15 protein-coding genes are annotated in these 15,152 nt (G+C 47.9%); 4 read left to right on the top strand and 11 right to left on the bottom strand.

Translation table 11 applies throughout. The annotated features are described in order from the left end of the window. Positions 1 to 244 precede the first annotated feature (244 nt). On the top strand, positions 245 to 856 hold the full coding sequence (locus L6J37_RS19595) for a beta/gamma crystallin domain-containing protein (RefSeq protein WP_237796284.1): 612 nt from the start codon (positions 245 to 247) through the stop codon (positions 854 to 856). 69 nt (positions 857 to 925) lie between these two features. On the opposite strand, the gene L6J37_RS19590 is transcribed toward L6J37_RS19595, so the two are convergent. From L6J37_RS19590 to L6J37_RS19555, 8 genes are all read right to left on the bottom strand, one after another. Beyond that, a complete protein-coding gene (locus tag L6J37_RS19590) occupies positions 926 to 1,684 on the bottom strand; it encodes an aminoglycoside phosphotransferase family protein (protein ID WP_237796283.1) in 759 nt (252 codons plus the stop codon). A gap of 11 nt (positions 1,685 to 1,695) precedes the next feature. Then, a complete protein-coding gene (locus L6J37_RS19585; protein ID WP_218387346.1) occupies positions 1,696 to 2,094 on the bottom strand; it encodes an ACT domain-containing protein in 399 nt (132 codons plus the stop codon). A 40-nt stretch (positions 2,095 to 2,134) separates the two neighbouring features. After that, positions 2,135 to 2,617 carry a GNAT family N-acetyltransferase gene (locus L6J37_RS19580; RefSeq protein ID WP_218387377.1) on the bottom strand — a complete coding sequence of 161 codons (483 nt, stop codon included), beginning with the start codon at positions 2,615 to 2,617 and terminating at the stop codon, positions 2,135 to 2,137. Positions 2,618 to 3,350: 733 nt separating this feature from the next. Then, positions 3,351 to 3,680, bottom strand: a complete 330-nt coding sequence (locus L6J37_RS19575; protein ID WP_192016754.1) for a YceK/YidQ family lipoprotein — start codon at positions 3,678 to 3,680, stop codon at positions 3,351 to 3,353. A gap of 154 nt (positions 3,681 to 3,834) precedes the next feature. Next, positions 3,835 to 4,725 carry an EamA family transporter gene (locus tag L6J37_RS19570; RefSeq protein WP_192016755.1) on the bottom strand — a complete coding sequence of 297 codons (891 nt, stop codon included), beginning with the start codon at positions 4,723 to 4,725 and terminating at the stop codon, positions 3,835 to 3,837. 28 nt (positions 4,726 to 4,753) lie between these two features. Continuing rightward, entirely contained in the window at positions 4,754 to 5,326 is a 573-nt protein-coding gene (locus L6J37_RS19565; RefSeq protein ID WP_237796282.1) for an O-methyltransferase, read from the bottom strand. Positions 5,327 to 5,588: 262 nt separating this feature from the next. Then, positions 5,589 to 5,972 carry a hypothetical protein gene (locus tag L6J37_RS19560; protein ID WP_218387355.1) on the bottom strand — a complete coding sequence of 128 codons (384 nt, stop codon included), beginning with the start codon at positions 5,970 to 5,972 and terminating at the stop codon, positions 5,589 to 5,591. A gap of 128 nt (positions 5,973 to 6,100) precedes the next feature. Then, positions 6,101 to 6,328: a hypothetical protein gene (locus L6J37_RS19555; RefSeq protein WP_218387357.1), complete on the bottom strand. Its 228-nt coding sequence runs from the start codon at positions 6,326 to 6,328 to the stop codon at positions 6,101 to 6,103. 157 nt (positions 6,329 to 6,485) lie between these two features. On the opposite strand from L6J37_RS19555, the gene L6J37_RS19550 reads away from it, so the two are divergent. Then, positions 6,486 to 7,010, top strand: a complete 525-nt coding sequence (locus L6J37_RS19550; RefSeq protein ID WP_218387366.1) for a TetR/AcrR family transcriptional regulator — start codon at positions 6,486 to 6,488, stop codon at positions 7,008 to 7,010. A gap of 8 nt (positions 7,011 to 7,018) precedes the next feature. Here L6J37_RS19550 and L6J37_RS19545 read toward each other — a convergent pair whose 3' ends face one another. After that, a complete protein-coding gene (locus L6J37_RS19545) occupies positions 7,019 to 9,379 on the bottom strand; it encodes an ATP-dependent helicase (RefSeq protein WP_237796281.1) in 2,361 nt (786 codons plus the stop codon). A gap of 287 nt (positions 9,380 to 9,666) precedes the next feature. Here L6J37_RS19545 and L6J37_RS19540 point away from each other — a divergent pair, with 287 nt between their 5' ends. Both L6J37_RS19540 and L6J37_RS19535 read left to right on the top strand, forming a co-directional pair. Beyond that, positions 9,667 to 10,770, top strand: a complete 1,104-nt coding sequence (locus L6J37_RS19540) for a phosphoribosylaminoimidazolesuccinocarboxamide synthase (protein ID WP_237796280.1) — start codon at positions 9,667 to 9,669, stop codon at positions 10,768 to 10,770. A gap of 211 nt (positions 10,771 to 10,981) precedes the next feature. Next, positions 10,982 to 12,850: a methyl-accepting chemotaxis protein gene (locus L6J37_RS19535; RefSeq protein WP_237796279.1), complete on the top strand. Its 1,869-nt coding sequence runs from the start codon at positions 10,982 to 10,984 to the stop codon at positions 12,848 to 12,850. A gap of 70 nt (positions 12,851 to 12,920) precedes the next feature. On the opposite strand, the gene L6J37_RS19530 is transcribed toward L6J37_RS19535, so the two are convergent. Beyond that, on the bottom strand, positions 12,921 to 13,430 hold the full coding sequence (locus L6J37_RS19530) for a GNAT family N-acetyltransferase (RefSeq protein ID WP_237796278.1): 510 nt from the start codon (positions 13,428 to 13,430) through the stop codon (positions 12,921 to 12,923). A 166-nt stretch (positions 13,431 to 13,596) separates the two neighbouring features. Beyond that, positions 13,597 to 15,147, bottom strand: a complete 1,551-nt coding sequence (locus L6J37_RS19525; protein ID WP_192016764.1) for an alanine/glycine:cation symporter family protein — start codon at positions 15,145 to 15,147, stop codon at positions 13,597 to 13,599. Between the last annotated feature and the right edge of the window lie 5 nt (positions 15,148 to 15,152).

Here is a 15,152-nt window from a genome sequence, read left to right as displayed (position 1 = left end):
GGACGCATGCCAGCCTTGCTGAATGTGAGAGTCATTCATTGTCCATACCTTTCACTTTTCTTTATTATTGACAACAAACCATATTCTTCAAACTGACCGCTTTAAAACGGATTCAAAATCACAATTTAGACATTATCAAAAAAACAAACTGCTTTATTTATGGTTTTCACAATAACACTGAGCGTCTATGGTTAATTTGCTAGTGAATCAGCAGTCTTTACTTCTAACAGAAAAGGGTAGAAAAATGGTAAAAACAACAGACGTGGCGTTTTATCGTGAAAAAAACTTCGGCGGATCACCGGACTACTACCAACTGGGCGATGATATCACTTTTCACTTTGGTGATGACTATAACGACAAATACTTATCGTTGAAAGTGATTAACCCCGTAAAAGTTCATTGTTATCAACACACTGATGGTTCAGGCATCTTTAAAAGCTATACCCATGGGGACTACGCCAGTATTGAAGAAATGCATGGTCTTTCTAAGTTTCAGATTGTTAATATTGACACACACTTTGCCGTCAGTATGCGTTTGATTGATGAAACCGGTGGTGAGCCTCGCCAATTTTTAATGACATTCAACGCGCACAATATTGGTGATGCGGAGTTTTGGTCTGGTGAGGAAACATATACATATTTACCGGTAACAGAGAATAGCGAGTTAATTACCTGTGCTATTTACATTAGAAATATAGCTACAGGTGAATATATAGCCAATGGCTCCATGTATTTCCATTACAACACTACTCACGGCATTATAGATGTGGTTACACCAGGAGAAACCTTCCCTCCCAATTTAAAAATAACACGCGTTGACAGTACAAAATTCGACTTTACCTTAGTTGCACAATAATAAATAACCTGCAAAGCCTCGCCATCGTATAATGCGCTGAGGCTTTCATTGCGATACTCAGATAATTCTTCAACAAATACCTTCAATGATTTTATTCTCATTTAAAGATAAATAGTCAATATCCGCCAGATAACCCGCTGCAATGTGCTGTGCGAACTGCTCGTCGCCAGTGTCAGCCTGTGCCAGCATGAAAGTCACTAAGCTTTGCAAGCGTGTGATCATCTCAGTCACCAATTTCTGTCTGTCTGAATTGGAGACGCAGTAACTGTCACAGAATAATCTGGCGCGGGCTATTTGTGTGTTGAGCGTACCCATCTTATCAATGGGATCGGTTTTGAAAGGCGACCAGCAATAGACAGAATACGCAATATCCCATAATCGGGGGGCCGGATGGGCAGTATCGAAATCAAACACGCCCACGACTTCATTTCCGCTCAGGGCCACGTTGTAAGGGGTGAAATCACCATGACAGATGACTTCGGCCGGCTCTCTGGCTGGCAACATCCAAACCGTCTCCGCCAGATTCACATTATTCAGGAAACCCTGCGAGACATCATGCAATTGCCGCAGCAATCTGGCTGCGCTGATCAATGCCTCTTCTGAGGCTATCGCCCCTTCAAGCGGATAATTGTACGTATCGCCTTCGACAAAACTCAGCACCTCAGATCCCGTATCCATCCCAATCACTTCAGGACAGGCATGAAACCCCTGTTGGTGCAGATAACGTAACAAGCGGTGAACCGTCGCAGACCACTCCTGTATTGGCCTGACAACCGTTTCACCCTGGCGGTAAATCCCTGTACTTCTGCCTCCGGAAAGCGTTTCCATGGTCATCCTTCTTATTGATTTGTCAGATCAGTCAGCACCTGCAAAGCCAGGTCCGCTTTGTCCGCCGGTACAAAGACATGATCGTGATAAAACGCGGCAATCACATTGGCACTGATGCCATGCTTTGCCAACGCGGTTGACACCGCTGCCGTCAGCCCCACGGCTTCGAGGCTGGAATGTACCGTCAGTGTGATACAGCGAAAGGTCGATTCATACTTCATGGCTGCCTTTTCAGCCGCCTGCGCCGTGACCACCAACGTTAAGCCTTCCTGCTCCTGAAATGTGGCCAGGGGGGCATACTGCAGATACTCGGTAATATCCCCGTTGACCGTACAAAATACATAATCTTCTTCCCGCGTTAACGGCGACATGGTTTGCAGAAGCCGTTTTAAATCCATAATTCCTGACATATTCCCTCCCTGCCCTGTCATCATGCTCTGTGATCAATAGTTAAGTAAGCTGTTTGTACATCACGTAGCAATCGACCAAGCCTTTATTTTTGTGCCGGTAGGCGTCCGGTAAGGTGCCGATTATCTCAAAACCCAGCTTCTGCCAGAGTTTCACGGCAACGTCATTGGTCGATACCACTGAGTTAAACTGCATCGCACTGAACCCTTGCTCAAGCGCCACTTGTTGTGAATGCTCGCACATGGCACGTGCTACGCCTTTGCCCCGCGCTGCCGGCGTTACCATATAGCCGCAATTACAAACATGGTTTCCCGGCCCCATTGCATTGGCTTTGAGATAATAAGAGCCCAGCACTGTGCCGTCTTGCACGCATACAAATGTCTTCAGCGGCAACTCGCCCCACAAGGTAAAAGCTTGTTCTCGGCTCATCTCCGGCTCAAAGGCGTAGGTTTCCTGCGCCTGAATAATGCATCTGAACGCTGGCCAGAACTGTTCGAAATCGGCGGCATCCATTTCACGTATCAGCATGTCTGTGTTCCCTTTCCTGTTATTGACTGAATTTACGATGAAAACCTCTGGCTGTCATGCAATGGTATAACGTAAACAGACACGCAAAAACAATAGATGGTAAAGACAATCGCGTCGATGGCCGTTTACGGAAAAGCGCGGCTTTGCCTCTGTGATGCAGGGTGAAATATTTAAATGATTTGAGGAATCAGGCTGATGTGTTTGACGTCAGAGAAGGTAAAGATGAAGTAATCTGAAGCGAAAAAAATCGGGGCTGTGAAGCCCCGCACTCAAGGAACCATTGTTCAGTTTCTTATTATAATTCCGTTGGCTTACGGCATGATGCCGCAAGGCCTTATACCTTAAGAGTATCCAATCGAACTCAATATGGCGAGTTATCACCCTGATATTGCGAAAAAATCACGTCATGATCACGGTAACTCTTCAAAATTTATCCCAACCCAAGCACAGCGCGCGCTCTGGAACGACGAACTCGGTCCAAATCCAGCTCCAGTTTAATCAATTATGTTGTACTGCCAGCCTGATGTAGTGTATCTCCATCCCGGCGACACCAAACAACGGACCTTACCCGGCTAACCGGCACTGATATCTGCTTACAGGGCTGGAAAGAATACATCTTCCTATATCGGCTGACAATTTCTCCTTGTGGATTTATTGCCTGAACAGTATTGAACACCTGCCTGCCGATGCATCGGGCCGGATACGTGCCAAATACCCAGATCGCGTGCTCTCATCGCCAGGACATCCGACAGAAACTGGTTTTATTATTGCCATTATCTTCCAGGATGAGATCGAACGGCAATAAAGCGGTATCTAAAGCAGCCGACGTTACTATATCTGCAACAGAAAGTGGAATAGTGACAATAATGATAGGTGGGAATGCCAGAAGCGCATAAACATTACAGTCTGCATTGTCTACAGCATAATCAAGGCCACCGTAAGGCTGCCCGACCTGGTAACCCGAGCCAACTCTCGACGCGATACTTGAACAACCGGTTAATATACAAACGTATAACAATAGACTGACCCATTTCATGAACGCATATGCCTTTGATTTCATTCAAGATGAGCTTTCTATATCATGTTTTTCAATCAAAGCGTTCTGCCATAGAAACTTATGGAGTGCATCTCGCAAGAAAAACGGCCCCGCAGGGCCGTTGTCATTCATATATGGAGAGCAAGTATTATTAACATTTGTTCGTTGCCATTGGGTTTTATGCCTGCTGCCGGGCAGCACGAATTTTTGCCTGCATCAGTCGCCCCCCTAAAATACAGCATGTCAAACCGAGAAAAATCAGTCCTGCGCCTGCCATTTCTGTTTCAGTCATGCGCTCGTTCAGTACCAGTGTGGATGTGAACATCCCGACGACGGGAATAAGCAAAGCAAAAGGCGTCACTGTGGCTGCGGGATAGCTTTTCAGTAAATGCCCCCATAATGCAAAAGCCAGCAACGTTGAAATATAGCTCACGTAAAGCAGTGCCAGCCATGTGTCCGAAGTGGCAGCGAGCAGGACGTCCAGTGGCTGTGCCGTTTCTGTGAAGTACGAGATTAGCAGCAAAGGCAGCGGAGGAACCAGACTGACCCATACCATAAAGTGAAGCAAATTAACCCCTTGCATCCGCTTCATAATGGTGTTGGCAATTGCCCAGCAAAAAGCGGCCGCCAGAATCATCACCAGGCCCATGGCAGTAATGTTGCCGTCGGCTTCGAGAAAAAACAGCCCAAAACCTGCCACGGCAACCAGGATGCCGAGTGCCTGATACCGACTGACCATTTCTTTATACAGTAAGACACTCAAACCAATAGTGAAAAACACCTGAGCTTGCAATATCAGGGATGATAAGCCGGCTGAAGCATCCGCTTTCATGGCGATAAACAGTAAGCCAAATTTCAGCACACCCAGAAATACGCCGACACCCAGCACGTTCCATACGGACGTTTTCGGGAAGGGGATGAAAAACACAGCCGGGACAGCCACCACAGCAAATCGTAATGCAGAAAATAATATCGGCGGCAGTGTTTCCAGCCCTATCTTAATGACAGAAAAGTTGACACCCCAAATAACGACAACCAGCAGCGCAAGAACCATGTCCCTTGATTTCATTTCCCCGTTCCTTCTTCGAGCTTCGCGTTCATGCTTTATACACGACAAACTCACCTTTGCCGACGGGCAGCAGACAGGTCGTTAACCCTTCCTGGCGGCACAGATAGTCGGTGAAGGCTTCGAGTTCATGACGATGTGAAATTGCATTGTCACACACTAATACCCCACCCGTTGAGAGTTTACTTAGGAGCAAGTCAATATAATCCATGTAAGCTGAACGATCGGCGTCGAGAAAAATAAAATCAAAGCTCAGATCTGTGCTTTGTATGAATTCGCGGGCATCTTCCTGAACCTGTTCGATACGATCCTGTAATCCGGCCCGTACGAAGTTTTCAGTCGCCATTGTGATTTTATCTGTCTGTTTTTCAACAGTTACCACTTTGCCTGCAGCGGGCAGTGACGAAGCCAGCCACAGGGTTGAGTAACCATTGGACGTGCCAATTTCCAGTACCTTTTCAGCACGTGTCGCCTTCACCATGACAGAAAGGAACTCACCTGTGTCCCGGGTAATATTCAGCAGTTTTTTCGATCGGTCTGATTCAGTTGCGTCATTTTGTTCACCTAACGCCTCTAATTCAGCCAGTAATAATGCTAACGACATCCATTGCTCCCCGTTCATCATTTCGTGCGGATCAAACATCCGCCTAACAATCATATGAACATGAAAACATATCAATGGCATCACATTTCATCAACTATAACCGCGTATAGCAGACATAAAAAAAAAGGCTGCCAAAGGCAGCCAAGCATCACAACTTATAGGGTTTGGTAACCCATTCTTATACCGTTCAACATCTTTCTGTTACTGGGCAGATTGATGTATCAGTATAAAGAGACGACTGTATGATGCTGAGTATTAAACATTATTTTGTCAGAGAGCACGGCGCTATCCGATTTTCTTTGTACCCGCACATCACAGGATAAGTTCCCGCCTGCTTGATATCCGGGGAATCCTCCAGCACATGATCTTTGTAATGACGCCAGGTGTATTCCGCCATCAGCACACAGTAGCGGGGATCGGTATCTTTTTCGCACTGCTGCCTTGCCCGTAACAGTGCCGACATCTCTACTTCGCACTGATAAATCTGGGCCTCATCCTTGTAAAGCTCTCTGCACAATGACAGAGGCTCCTCGGCGGCGTTTGCTTGCACGGCATTTGGCGAAATATCCCGCCAATGTACCTGAGATGAAGAACAGGCCGTGAGCAAACAGAAAAACGGTATGATCAGCAACCACTGAAATCGCATTGTCAGCCCTTCCTTTTGCATTGGACGCTATAAAATGGCGACCGTTCAGGAAAGATTCATAAACGCAAAATAGTGTGTGTAACCTAAACGCCCAGTCTTAAGACTGCTCACAACATCGCTTTCGCGTTTTAATGCGTGCTCAATCCCCTTACTTCCTCTTCTCGGTACGCCTTTTTCAATGCCAGCCAGCTCGTCTTCGGGCCAAGGATCAATGACAGCACAGCCACTCCCCCAATCATCAATATACCGCCCACAATCGGCCCGAGAACAAAACTGTAAAACAACAGATACGGCAAATACACCCCATAGCGCAACACCTGAAGTACTACTCTTTTCATTAAAAGTAAATTATTCATGATTCGACTTCTCCATCTTTCCATTTCATAAAATTGAGCGCGCTCATTTATATTAAGTTGAGCGCGCTCAATTTTCAACATTCAAGATGAAGTCCGCTTACCAATTACGGTATGATGGCTGCTCATCCGCAACGGGCTATCAGCAAAGCAGCAAGAAATGATGAAAAGAGAACAAACGAAACGACGAATTCAGGAAGCCGCCTGGCAATTATTTCGCGAGAACGGTTATCAAGACACAACGACACGGCATATTGCTGAACACGCTGAGGTAGCGGCCGGAACGGTATTTAGCCACTTTCCGACAAAACTGGATTTACTGAAAGCCGGTTTTAGTCAGCAAATTGATCATGTCTTAACGGAAGCAAATTCTGATTGCCCCGAGAGCTGCCCCAAAGAGAAACTCATGCACTTTGCCGGTTACCTTTACGCGTTTTATTGTCTGGAAGCGGATTTCAGCAAAGAGTTATTTCGGGTGTTGATTTGGCAACAGGAAGAGTTTGAAAAGCAGCTGGAAGCCTTCCGCCAGCGCTTGTTTTCACATGAAGCGAGTTACGATCAACACCGAGCTGCCGTAATGATGGATTGCTACTTTATGACACTGATCACCGGATTGAATGCTGATAAGCCGGATGCGACATTAATGCTGAACCAATTAGAAAAGAAATTAGATGTATTGCAGTAAATACGCCTTCATCTGAGCACCTGCCGACGCGCGTGGGACACCGCAATCAAACGTTTAACCAGCACAGGTTTTTTACTGTCCTCTGCCATTTCCAGATCACGTAACAAGCGGGTAATTTCTGCATCAAGGTAACGGGCATTTTTGGTTCGGATCAAGGAACGAATCACCTTCTCGGCGTTATCAGGCAAAGGCTGCTCAATGGCCCACAGGTAGCTGTAAGCAGCAGAGCTGACATGATTGGCCTGACTGGCCTTGGCATGGTTAAGGCTAGGGTTATTTGCCCTGGATATCGTTTTGTGTGGCGTGCGACTGCCCGCGCTTTGCGCTGCATCCGCGGCCCGGCCGACACGTTCATAATACCTTTCCGTCACCGGGGATGGTGCAGCGGGGAGTGGCCCGTTCTGATACAGGGCAGGCCCAATGGCTTTGGCCTGCTCAATGGCAGCTTCCCGAACGAAGGTACTGGCATTACGTTTGCCTTTCTTTTCCGAATCGGTGTAATACACAGCCGAAAACGCTTTCGCCCGCGTTAAAGCGACATAAGCCAACCGCCGCTCTTCTTCCTTATCGGTTTTCATGTCTGTAGCTGCCGGATTACGATACGGAAAGGCATCTTTATCCCAGAACGGCAGGAATACACGCTGATATTCGCACCCTTTTGCCCGGAATATAGTGGTGACTTGCACGCTGGCCGAACGCGGCTTCTGATCTGCCTGTCCCTGACCGGTATCGCGGGATTGCGCAGTGTAGAACTCAAAATACTGTAAGGCTTTTTCGCAGCGTTGATCCATCGACTCCAGCACGGTCGATACCGCATCCAGCCTGTCTATCGCTTCTTCTATCTCACTGGCTGTGGCTTCGGTTTTCCATATCCAGCTGTCCAGACCGCTTTCCCGCCGATACTGCTCAAACACATCAAATGCTTTCTGCCCGCCCTTGCGCTGTAACCGGGTAAAAAGCTCAAGCCGTTCAATCAGGTTATCCAGTTTCAGATTGGGGTTCACCTGGGCATGTCGCTCAGCAAAACCAACCCAGTGGCTATCCGGTATTTTCACCAGCTGATCACATAAAGGCCTGAGCGCTTTATTGGGTACGTAACAATGGGGAAATGACAGCAGGCTGAACAGCAGTACGGATCTGTCCTGATCATTTAACTGGGCAAATCGCCCAATGGCCAGGGTCATGACCTCCATCAGTAAACGCACTTCACGGCTGTTTGCCAGCACTGAAGGTACGGGCATGTGGTACGGAATCTGTTTGCTGAGAAACGCCAATTCAAACAGCAGGGTCTGAGACCAGCGCCTGACCAGAATGGCGATATCGTTCGGCTGACCACCCTGTTCAATATACGCCTGTACCGCACTCACAATTTCCCCCACCTGTCGGGGAGAGCCTATCAGGTTAACCTGAGTATCAGGGATATTGTCTGCAGGCACGGTCAGGAAATCTGAAAAGCGAGCCTGGTTATGCGCAATCAGATGGCTGGCGGCCAGCGCCAGACTATGGCCGAAACGAAAAGTCTGTGACAGCGAATAGACCTGCGCGGGGGCAAAGTCACGTTCAAAATTCAGCATGAACTGCGGCGCACTGCCCCGCCAGGTGTAAATGCACTGATCCACATCGCCCACGGCAATTAGCTGACAGTCAGGCCCAAGCAACTGCTTCAATAAACGGTATTGCGCATTGTTGATATCCTGAAATTCATCAACCACCAGTAATCGACACTGTTGCTGACAGTGCGCACGCAGTGAGGCATTTTGTTCAAACAGTGACACGACAGTCACCAGCCAGTCATCAAAAAACAGTAACTTCTGCGCCTGCCGCAAGTGTTCAAAGGCTGTGTAGGCATCCAGAATAAAGCGATAGTCATTGTTGATGCCCGCCATGGCAAACACTTCATGAGGCGGCAACATATGCGCTTTCACCAAACCGACAAAACTGAGCAACAGTTCAAGGGTTTTCGGCTCTTTCAAATGCTGCTGTTTACTGTAAGTCGTCTCTTTCCCCGCCATTTGTCGCAGCACTTGTTTAGCCAGACTTTTGTCGTTTTCGCCAGGGTTGAAATCAACACGGTATCCGCTTTCAGTCAGGTAACCCGACTGATTCAACACCCGCAGACAGAAGCTGTGGAAGGTATGAACAGGTACAGACTGGGTGATGCCTGATTGGTTGAGTTTCTGCTGAAAATCGCGGCGTATATCGCTGTTAAACATCAATACCAGCATCTCGCTGGCCGGTCGCATGTCGAGCTGAGCCTGAATCAGGCCGACAAGGGTCGTCGTTTTACCCGTCCCCGCACCGGCAATACATAAGGCATTTCCCTCGCGATGCTGAATAAAACCCTGCTGCTCGGATGTAAAATGCATCATGTACCGTTTTTACCTGTTGGTCTGAAAGGACAGTGATTTTGCCACAGTTCCGCCCGTCGCACTAACACCTGTCAGCCTTTTGCGATTACCGCTGAAAATTCAGGCGAAATGGCGGTACTGTTGCATTTAGCGCCACTCAGAGAAACATCAAGGCAAACGTTTGCTTTTTTGCTGAAAGGCGAAAACACTTCTGCTATCATCTGCCTCGCCAACAGGATATGCGCTGATTGGGCGACACCCCAAACAGCGATTCTCATCGAATTGACTCTTGAAATAGGAACTTCACCATGAGCCTTGCTGATCAAGTTCTTGCTGTAAATGATGATCTCCCAATCCGTACCGACCAGCCGGTTCACAGCGGTAAAGTCCGCTCCGTATACTGGCTGACTGAGGCTGACAGCCGCCGGCTGATTAAAGAGAAAGGCTACAATGTTCGCCCGGATGCGCCTTTGGCAATCATGGTTATCAGCGATCGTATTTCTGCGTTCGACTGCATCTGGCATGGTGAAGGTGGCCTGAAAGGTGTACCGGGTAAAGGCGCGGCACTGAATGCGATCTCCAATCACTGGTTCCGCCTGTTCCGCGAGAAAGGCCTGGCAGACAGCCATATTCTGGATATCCCTCACCCATTTGTCTGGATAGTTCAGAAAGCCCGCCCCATCAAAGTAGAAGCCATCTGCCGCCAGTACATCACTGGATCCATGTGGCGTGCCTATGCAAATGGCGACCGCGAATTTTGCGGCATCCAGGTTCCTGATGGCCTGACCAAAGATCAGAAACTGCCAGAGGTTCTGATTACCCCTTCCACCAAAGGAATTCTGCACGACATTCCGGGCGTGCCTGCTGTCGATGACGTGAATGTGACGCGCAACGACTTGCTCAACAATTATCAGGCGTTCAATTTCAGCCAGCCTGAAGATGTTGCTCACTACGAAGTGCTGCTGAAAGAAGGGTTTGGCGTTATCAGCGACGCGCTGGCGCAACTTGACCAGATGTTTGTCGATACGAAATTTGAGTTCGGTTATGTCACCGATGCACAAGGTCAGGAAAAGATGATCTACATGGATGAAGTCGGCACACCGGATTCATCCCGCATCTGGGATGGCCCGTCATACCGCGAAGGCAAGATTGTCGAAAACTCTAAAGAAGATTTCCGTCAGTTGCTGCTGAACCACTTCCCTGACCCGGACATTCTCCTGAACAAAGAACGCATGGATGAGCGTGAAGCACTGGCCCGTGACAATGCACTGCCTGAAGATGTACTGATGCAGGTTTCCCGCATTTACACCGGCATTGCAGAGAAAGTCACAGGTAAGAAAATTGAGCTCAGCGGTAATCCGAAAGAAGAAATCATTACTGTGCTACGCAATGAGTATGGCCTGATCGACTAATATTCCCTTAATGGAATATCAGGGCAGCGTATTGCTGCCCTTTTTCATTGAGTCCTGGTTTAATATTCGGAACAGGAATGTATTATTCCTCACAAAATCATTCCTAATATTTATCACTCATCACAATTACATATTTTTGCTGTTAAGACTTTTTAAGCCTGCACCGACAATGGAGGAACAATAATAGCAATTACAGTAGTTGAGGGACTCCATGAAGTTTAGCCACAAAATCGTTGCCACTTCGTCGGCAATACTGTTCGCCGCTTTAGTTCTGCTTTCCGGCATCCAGTACGTTCACACCAGGGGTGATGTGCATAAGCTGGTAAACAACAGCATTGATGAAATCGTTTCCGGCGTGAATCAAACCTTAGTCACAGAGATAGCCAGCCGGACGAAATTAGCCAATATCACCGCTGGGATCGTCGAGCAAAATTTATCTCCTGATAGCATTCGCCAGATTATCAGCCAGCCTGTGCTCAAAAACACCTTTGAGCTAACCGGCATCGGGTTCGAAAAAGACGGCTCTTTCATCATCAGCGATCCGTCCTGGAAGCCTGCACCAGGCTGGGATCCCCGTGCTCGCCCTTGGTATACCCAGGCAAAAGAAGCCGGACATATGATTATTACATCGCCATACCGGGATTCGGTCACAAACGAAATTCTGGTCTCTTTCGCAGCGCCGGTTAAAGACAACGGCCAGTTTACAGGTGCGATCTTCTTTGACGTCAGCATGAGTAAAATTGCTAATCTGATTAACCAGGCTTCTTTGTTCAATGCCGGTTATCTCTTTTTGGTCTCAGATAATGATGTCATCATCGCGCACCCTGACAAAGACGTTAACGGTAAGCTGCTGTCGAAAGCTTATCCCGGTATACAAATCTCAGAGCAGCCGTTAGATACGGTGCTCGATAATGAATCCGTCAATATCAGCTTCCATAAAGTACAAGGACAGACACTGTATATTGGTGCGGTCCTGAAAAATGATGTGGCGTTTGCCGCTGTTGATCAAATTAAAAACAACGCCATTATTTATTCTCTGCTGTTCATCATTGTCGGCTTCATCGCCGTCTTTTTAATGGTCAAACGCCTGATGCGTCCTTTGGATGTCATCAATCAGGCCATGAAAAACATTGCCACCGGACAAGCCGATCTGACCCAGCGTCTGAGCACCAATACCGAGCCAGAATTTGCGTCTCTGGCGCAAAGTTTTAATAAATTCACTGAACGTATGCAGCAACAGATCATACGCTCGCAAGCGCTGAGCAACGACATTATGCAAGGCACTGAGCTGACGGCTCAGGGAGCGAATCGTTCATCCGAGGCCATGAACAGCCAGCTGCAACAGCTTGAACTGCTGGCAACAGCCATGAATGAAATGGCATCAACATCGGCTAACGTGGCAGACAATGCACACAGTGCTGCGTCTGCAGCATCAGCGGCAGAGCTGGCTGCACAGGAAGGCGGTAATATCGTTTCCCGGACATCTGTGTCGATTCATGATTTGTCTGATCAAATTGATCAGGCAGTCGATGTCGTCAAAGAACTGGAGTCTGCCACAGGCAACATTGAGCGCATTCTTCAGGTGATCAATGACATTGCCGACCAGACGAACCTGCTGGCACTGAATGCTGCCATTGAAGCTGCAAGAGCTGGCGATTCCGGCCGGGGTTTTGCGGTCGTCGCCGATGAAGTCCGGACGCTGGCACAACGTACTCAGCAATCGACGACAGAAATACGTCAGATGATTGAGCAACTTCAGGCAGGTGCCAGCTCAGCCACCAGCACCATGGCGCTGAGTAAAAACACGGCCAGCGAAACCGTCGCTACCGCGCAGGAAGCCGACGAAGCACTGTCTCGTATCCGTGAAGCCATTCAGCAGATCAACGATATGAACATACAGATAGCTTCAGCAGCAGAGGAACAGAGCCTGGTTGCTGAGGATATCAATGGCAATACCATCAATATAAAGGACTTGTCGGTTCAGGTTGCTGAAACCGCCAATGAAACCAGTGTGGCAATGGAAACCCAGATAAAGAACGTACGCGAACAAAATGAACTGATGAAGCAGTTTACTGTGTAATCCCTTCATTGCCGCCAGGCTCATTGTCTGGCGGCTTTCCTTTCATTAACCAGGTTTTCTGAGACAAAACCTATGACGCTCGCTGATAAACATGATCCGCGTACAGCTCACCGCCAATTTCATACGCTTCGGGAATTTTATTCTGTAACCTGAAACCACACTTTTCCAGCACTCGTTCTGAAGCGACATTACCTTCTGTTACCACAGCTCTGAACAAGTTAAGTCCTAATTTTTCTTCCGCCCAGTGAATCACTGCATGCAGGGATTCTGTGCCATAGCCTTTGCCGTAAAATTCAGGCATCAGCAGATAACCCATTTCCGCAATACCTTGATCAACAAAAAAACCAGTGATGCCGACTTTGTCACCTGATGATTTTTCTTTGATAACCAGGGTTAACCATGCTCCGCTTTCAGGTGTCCACGCCTGAAGACGCGCATGAAATTTTTTCTCTAATTCGTCGTCAGATGGCGCATCAAAACACTTTTCGATTACGGCCGGTATCGTATGAAGCGCCTTAAAAAGCGGCCAGTCCGTTTCAGCGATGGGCTCCATCAGTAATGTCTGGGTCTCTAATTGCATCTTAACTGGTCTCCTTATATCACTCTGAGTTCCCTTCGCTATGCAACATAACACAATAATGAACATAACCAACTGAAACGTAATTATATTCAGCCATGTAAAACATACAAAACAAAGGCCAGCAAATGCTGGCCTTTGATAGTTAGTGAATGTCTGTCAATTCACATTATAAGGTTGATTTCGCTGTACCTGTCGCGGATGAATCTTCACCCAGGTCTGGCGCTTTCTGGCCCTTACGCTTCATACGCTCTTCCCAGTAATCAGCACCTTTGATGCCGAGTTTCACTGGATCAAATACGTACTCTTTCACGCCGGCTTTCTTCTGCATTTCATAGTCTTTCAACGCTTTCAGCGCTGGTTTCGCCATGAAGAAGATGATCAGAATACCGATGATGTTCAACCACGCCATCAAGCCAACACCAACATCACCCAGCGCCCATGCCAGATCGGCTGTCTTCACTGCACCGTAGAATACAGATGCCAGCAAGAACAGCTTAAGTACAAACATCAGGCCAGGTACATGAATGGTACGGTGGATGTACGCAACATTGGTTTCTGCAATGTAGTAGTACGCCAGAATTGTTGTGAATGAGAAGAAGAACAGTGCGATTGCCACGAAGGGTTTACCCAGGCCAGGCATTGCTGTTTCAATCGCCATCTGAGTAAATACCGGGCTGTTAGCAGCAATTTCAGCTGGCAGGTTTTGAATCAGGAATGCACCTTCAGCGCCACCGTGTACGTTGTAGGCACCTGTGATGATAATCATGAATGCCGTTGCACTACACACCAACAGCGTATCAATGTAGATAGAAAACGCTTGCACCATACCTTGCTGAGCAGGGTGATCAACCTGAGCCGCTGCTGCTGCATGCGGACCAGTGCCCTGACCGGCTTCGTTGGAGTAAACGCCACGCTTCACGCCCCAGCCGATAGCTGCACCGACACCCGCCATTGGCGAGAAGGCATCACCCACTATGGTGGCAAACACACTCGGCACCATGTCAATGTTCAGCAGGATAACAACGAAGGCAATAACGATATAACCCAGCGCCATGAAAGGAACAACGATTTGAGTAAAGTGAGCAATACGCTTAACACCACCAAAGATGATGAAAGCCAGTACCACACATACAATCGCGCCAGTGATGATCTTCGCAGAACTGAATGTACCTAAAGTGGTTTCGATCACATCACCAGAACCAAACGCTGCTTCAACCGCGTTACCGATACTGTTTGACTGCACACCAGGTAACAGAAGACCACAAGCGACAATTGTCGAAATCGCAAAGATCCATGCATACCACTTCTGACCCATTGCTTTTTCAATGTAATACGCAGGGCCACCACGGAACTGACCTTCGTCTTCCACTTTGTAGATCTGAGCAAGTGTTGATTCATAATAAGCTGTAGAAGCACCCAGGAAGGCTACAACCCACATCCAGAATACGGCACCCGGACCACCAAAACCGATGGCGGCAGCAACACCTGCAATGTTACCTGTACCGACACGACCTGACAGTGAAACCGCCAGTGCCTGGAACGAGGAAATCCCCTTTGCCGAACTCTGACCAGCGAAAAGCAGGCGAAGCATTTCGCTGAAATGGCGAACCTGCATAAAACGTGTTGTGATGGAATAAAATAAACCGGCACCCAGGCAAAGATAAATCAATGCCGGACTCCATATTATCCCGTTGATAAAATCGACCAATGACTGCATATGAG

The organism is Photobacterium sp. WH77 (genome assembly GCF_022014395.1).
Taxonomy (GTDB): Bacteria; Pseudomonadota; Gammaproteobacteria; order Enterobacterales; family Vibrionaceae; genus Photobacterium; species Photobacterium arenosum.
The sequence above is the reverse complement of the archived record's forward strand: the minus strand, read 5'-3'. Positions and strand labels throughout refer to the sequence as shown.

Excerpts from the sequence above, each read along its gene's own strand:
- L6J37_RS19595 (WP_237796284.1), top strand. The coding sequence starts at position 245 with ATGGTAAAAACAACAGACGTGGCGTTTTATCGTGAAAAAAACTTCGGC.
- L6J37_RS19590 (WP_237796283.1), bottom strand. The coding sequence starts at position 1,684 with ATGGAAACGCTTTCCGGAGGCAGAAGTACAGGGATTTACCGCCAGGGT.
- L6J37_RS19585 (WP_218387346.1), bottom strand. The coding sequence starts at position 2,094 with ATGTCAGGAATTATGGATTTAAAACGGCTTCTGCAAACCATGTCGCCG.
- L6J37_RS19575 (WP_192016754.1), bottom strand. The coding sequence starts at position 3,680 with ATGAAATCAAAGGCATATGCGTTCATGAAATGGGTCAGTCTATTGTTA.
- L6J37_RS19570 (WP_192016755.1), bottom strand. The coding sequence starts at position 4,725 with ATGAAATCAAGGGACATGGTTCTTGCGCTGCTGGTTGTCGTTATTTGG.
- L6J37_RS19565 (WP_237796282.1), bottom strand. The coding sequence starts at position 5,326 with ATGTCGTTAGCATTATTACTGGCTGAATTAGAGGCGTTAGGTGAACAA.
- L6J37_RS19560 (WP_218387355.1), bottom strand. The coding sequence starts at position 5,972 with ATGCGATTTCAGTGGTTGCTGATCATACCGTTTTTCTGTTTGCTCACG.
- L6J37_RS19555 (WP_218387357.1), bottom strand. The coding sequence starts at position 6,328 with ATGAATAATTTACTTTTAATGAAAAGAGTAGTACTTCAGGTGTTGCGC.
- L6J37_RS19550 (WP_218387366.1), top strand. The coding sequence starts at position 6,486 with ATGATGAAAAGAGAACAAACGAAACGACGAATTCAGGAAGCCGCCTGG.
- L6J37_RS19545 (WP_237796281.1), bottom strand. The coding sequence starts at position 9,379 with ATGATGCATTTTACATCCGAGCAGCAGGGTTTTATTCAGCATCGCGAG.
- L6J37_RS19540 (WP_237796280.1), top strand. The coding sequence starts at position 9,667 with ATGAGCCTTGCTGATCAAGTTCTTGCTGTAAATGATGATCTCCCAATC.
- L6J37_RS19535 (WP_237796279.1), top strand. The coding sequence starts at position 10,982 with ATGAAGTTTAGCCACAAAATCGTTGCCACTTCGTCGGCAATACTGTTC.
- L6J37_RS19530 (WP_237796278.1), bottom strand. The coding sequence starts at position 13,430 with ATGCAATTAGAGACCCAGACATTACTGATGGAGCCCATCGCTGAAACG.
- L6J37_RS19525 (WP_192016764.1), bottom strand. The coding sequence starts at position 15,147 with ATGCAGTCATTGGTCGATTTTATCAACGGGATAATATGGAGTCCGGCA.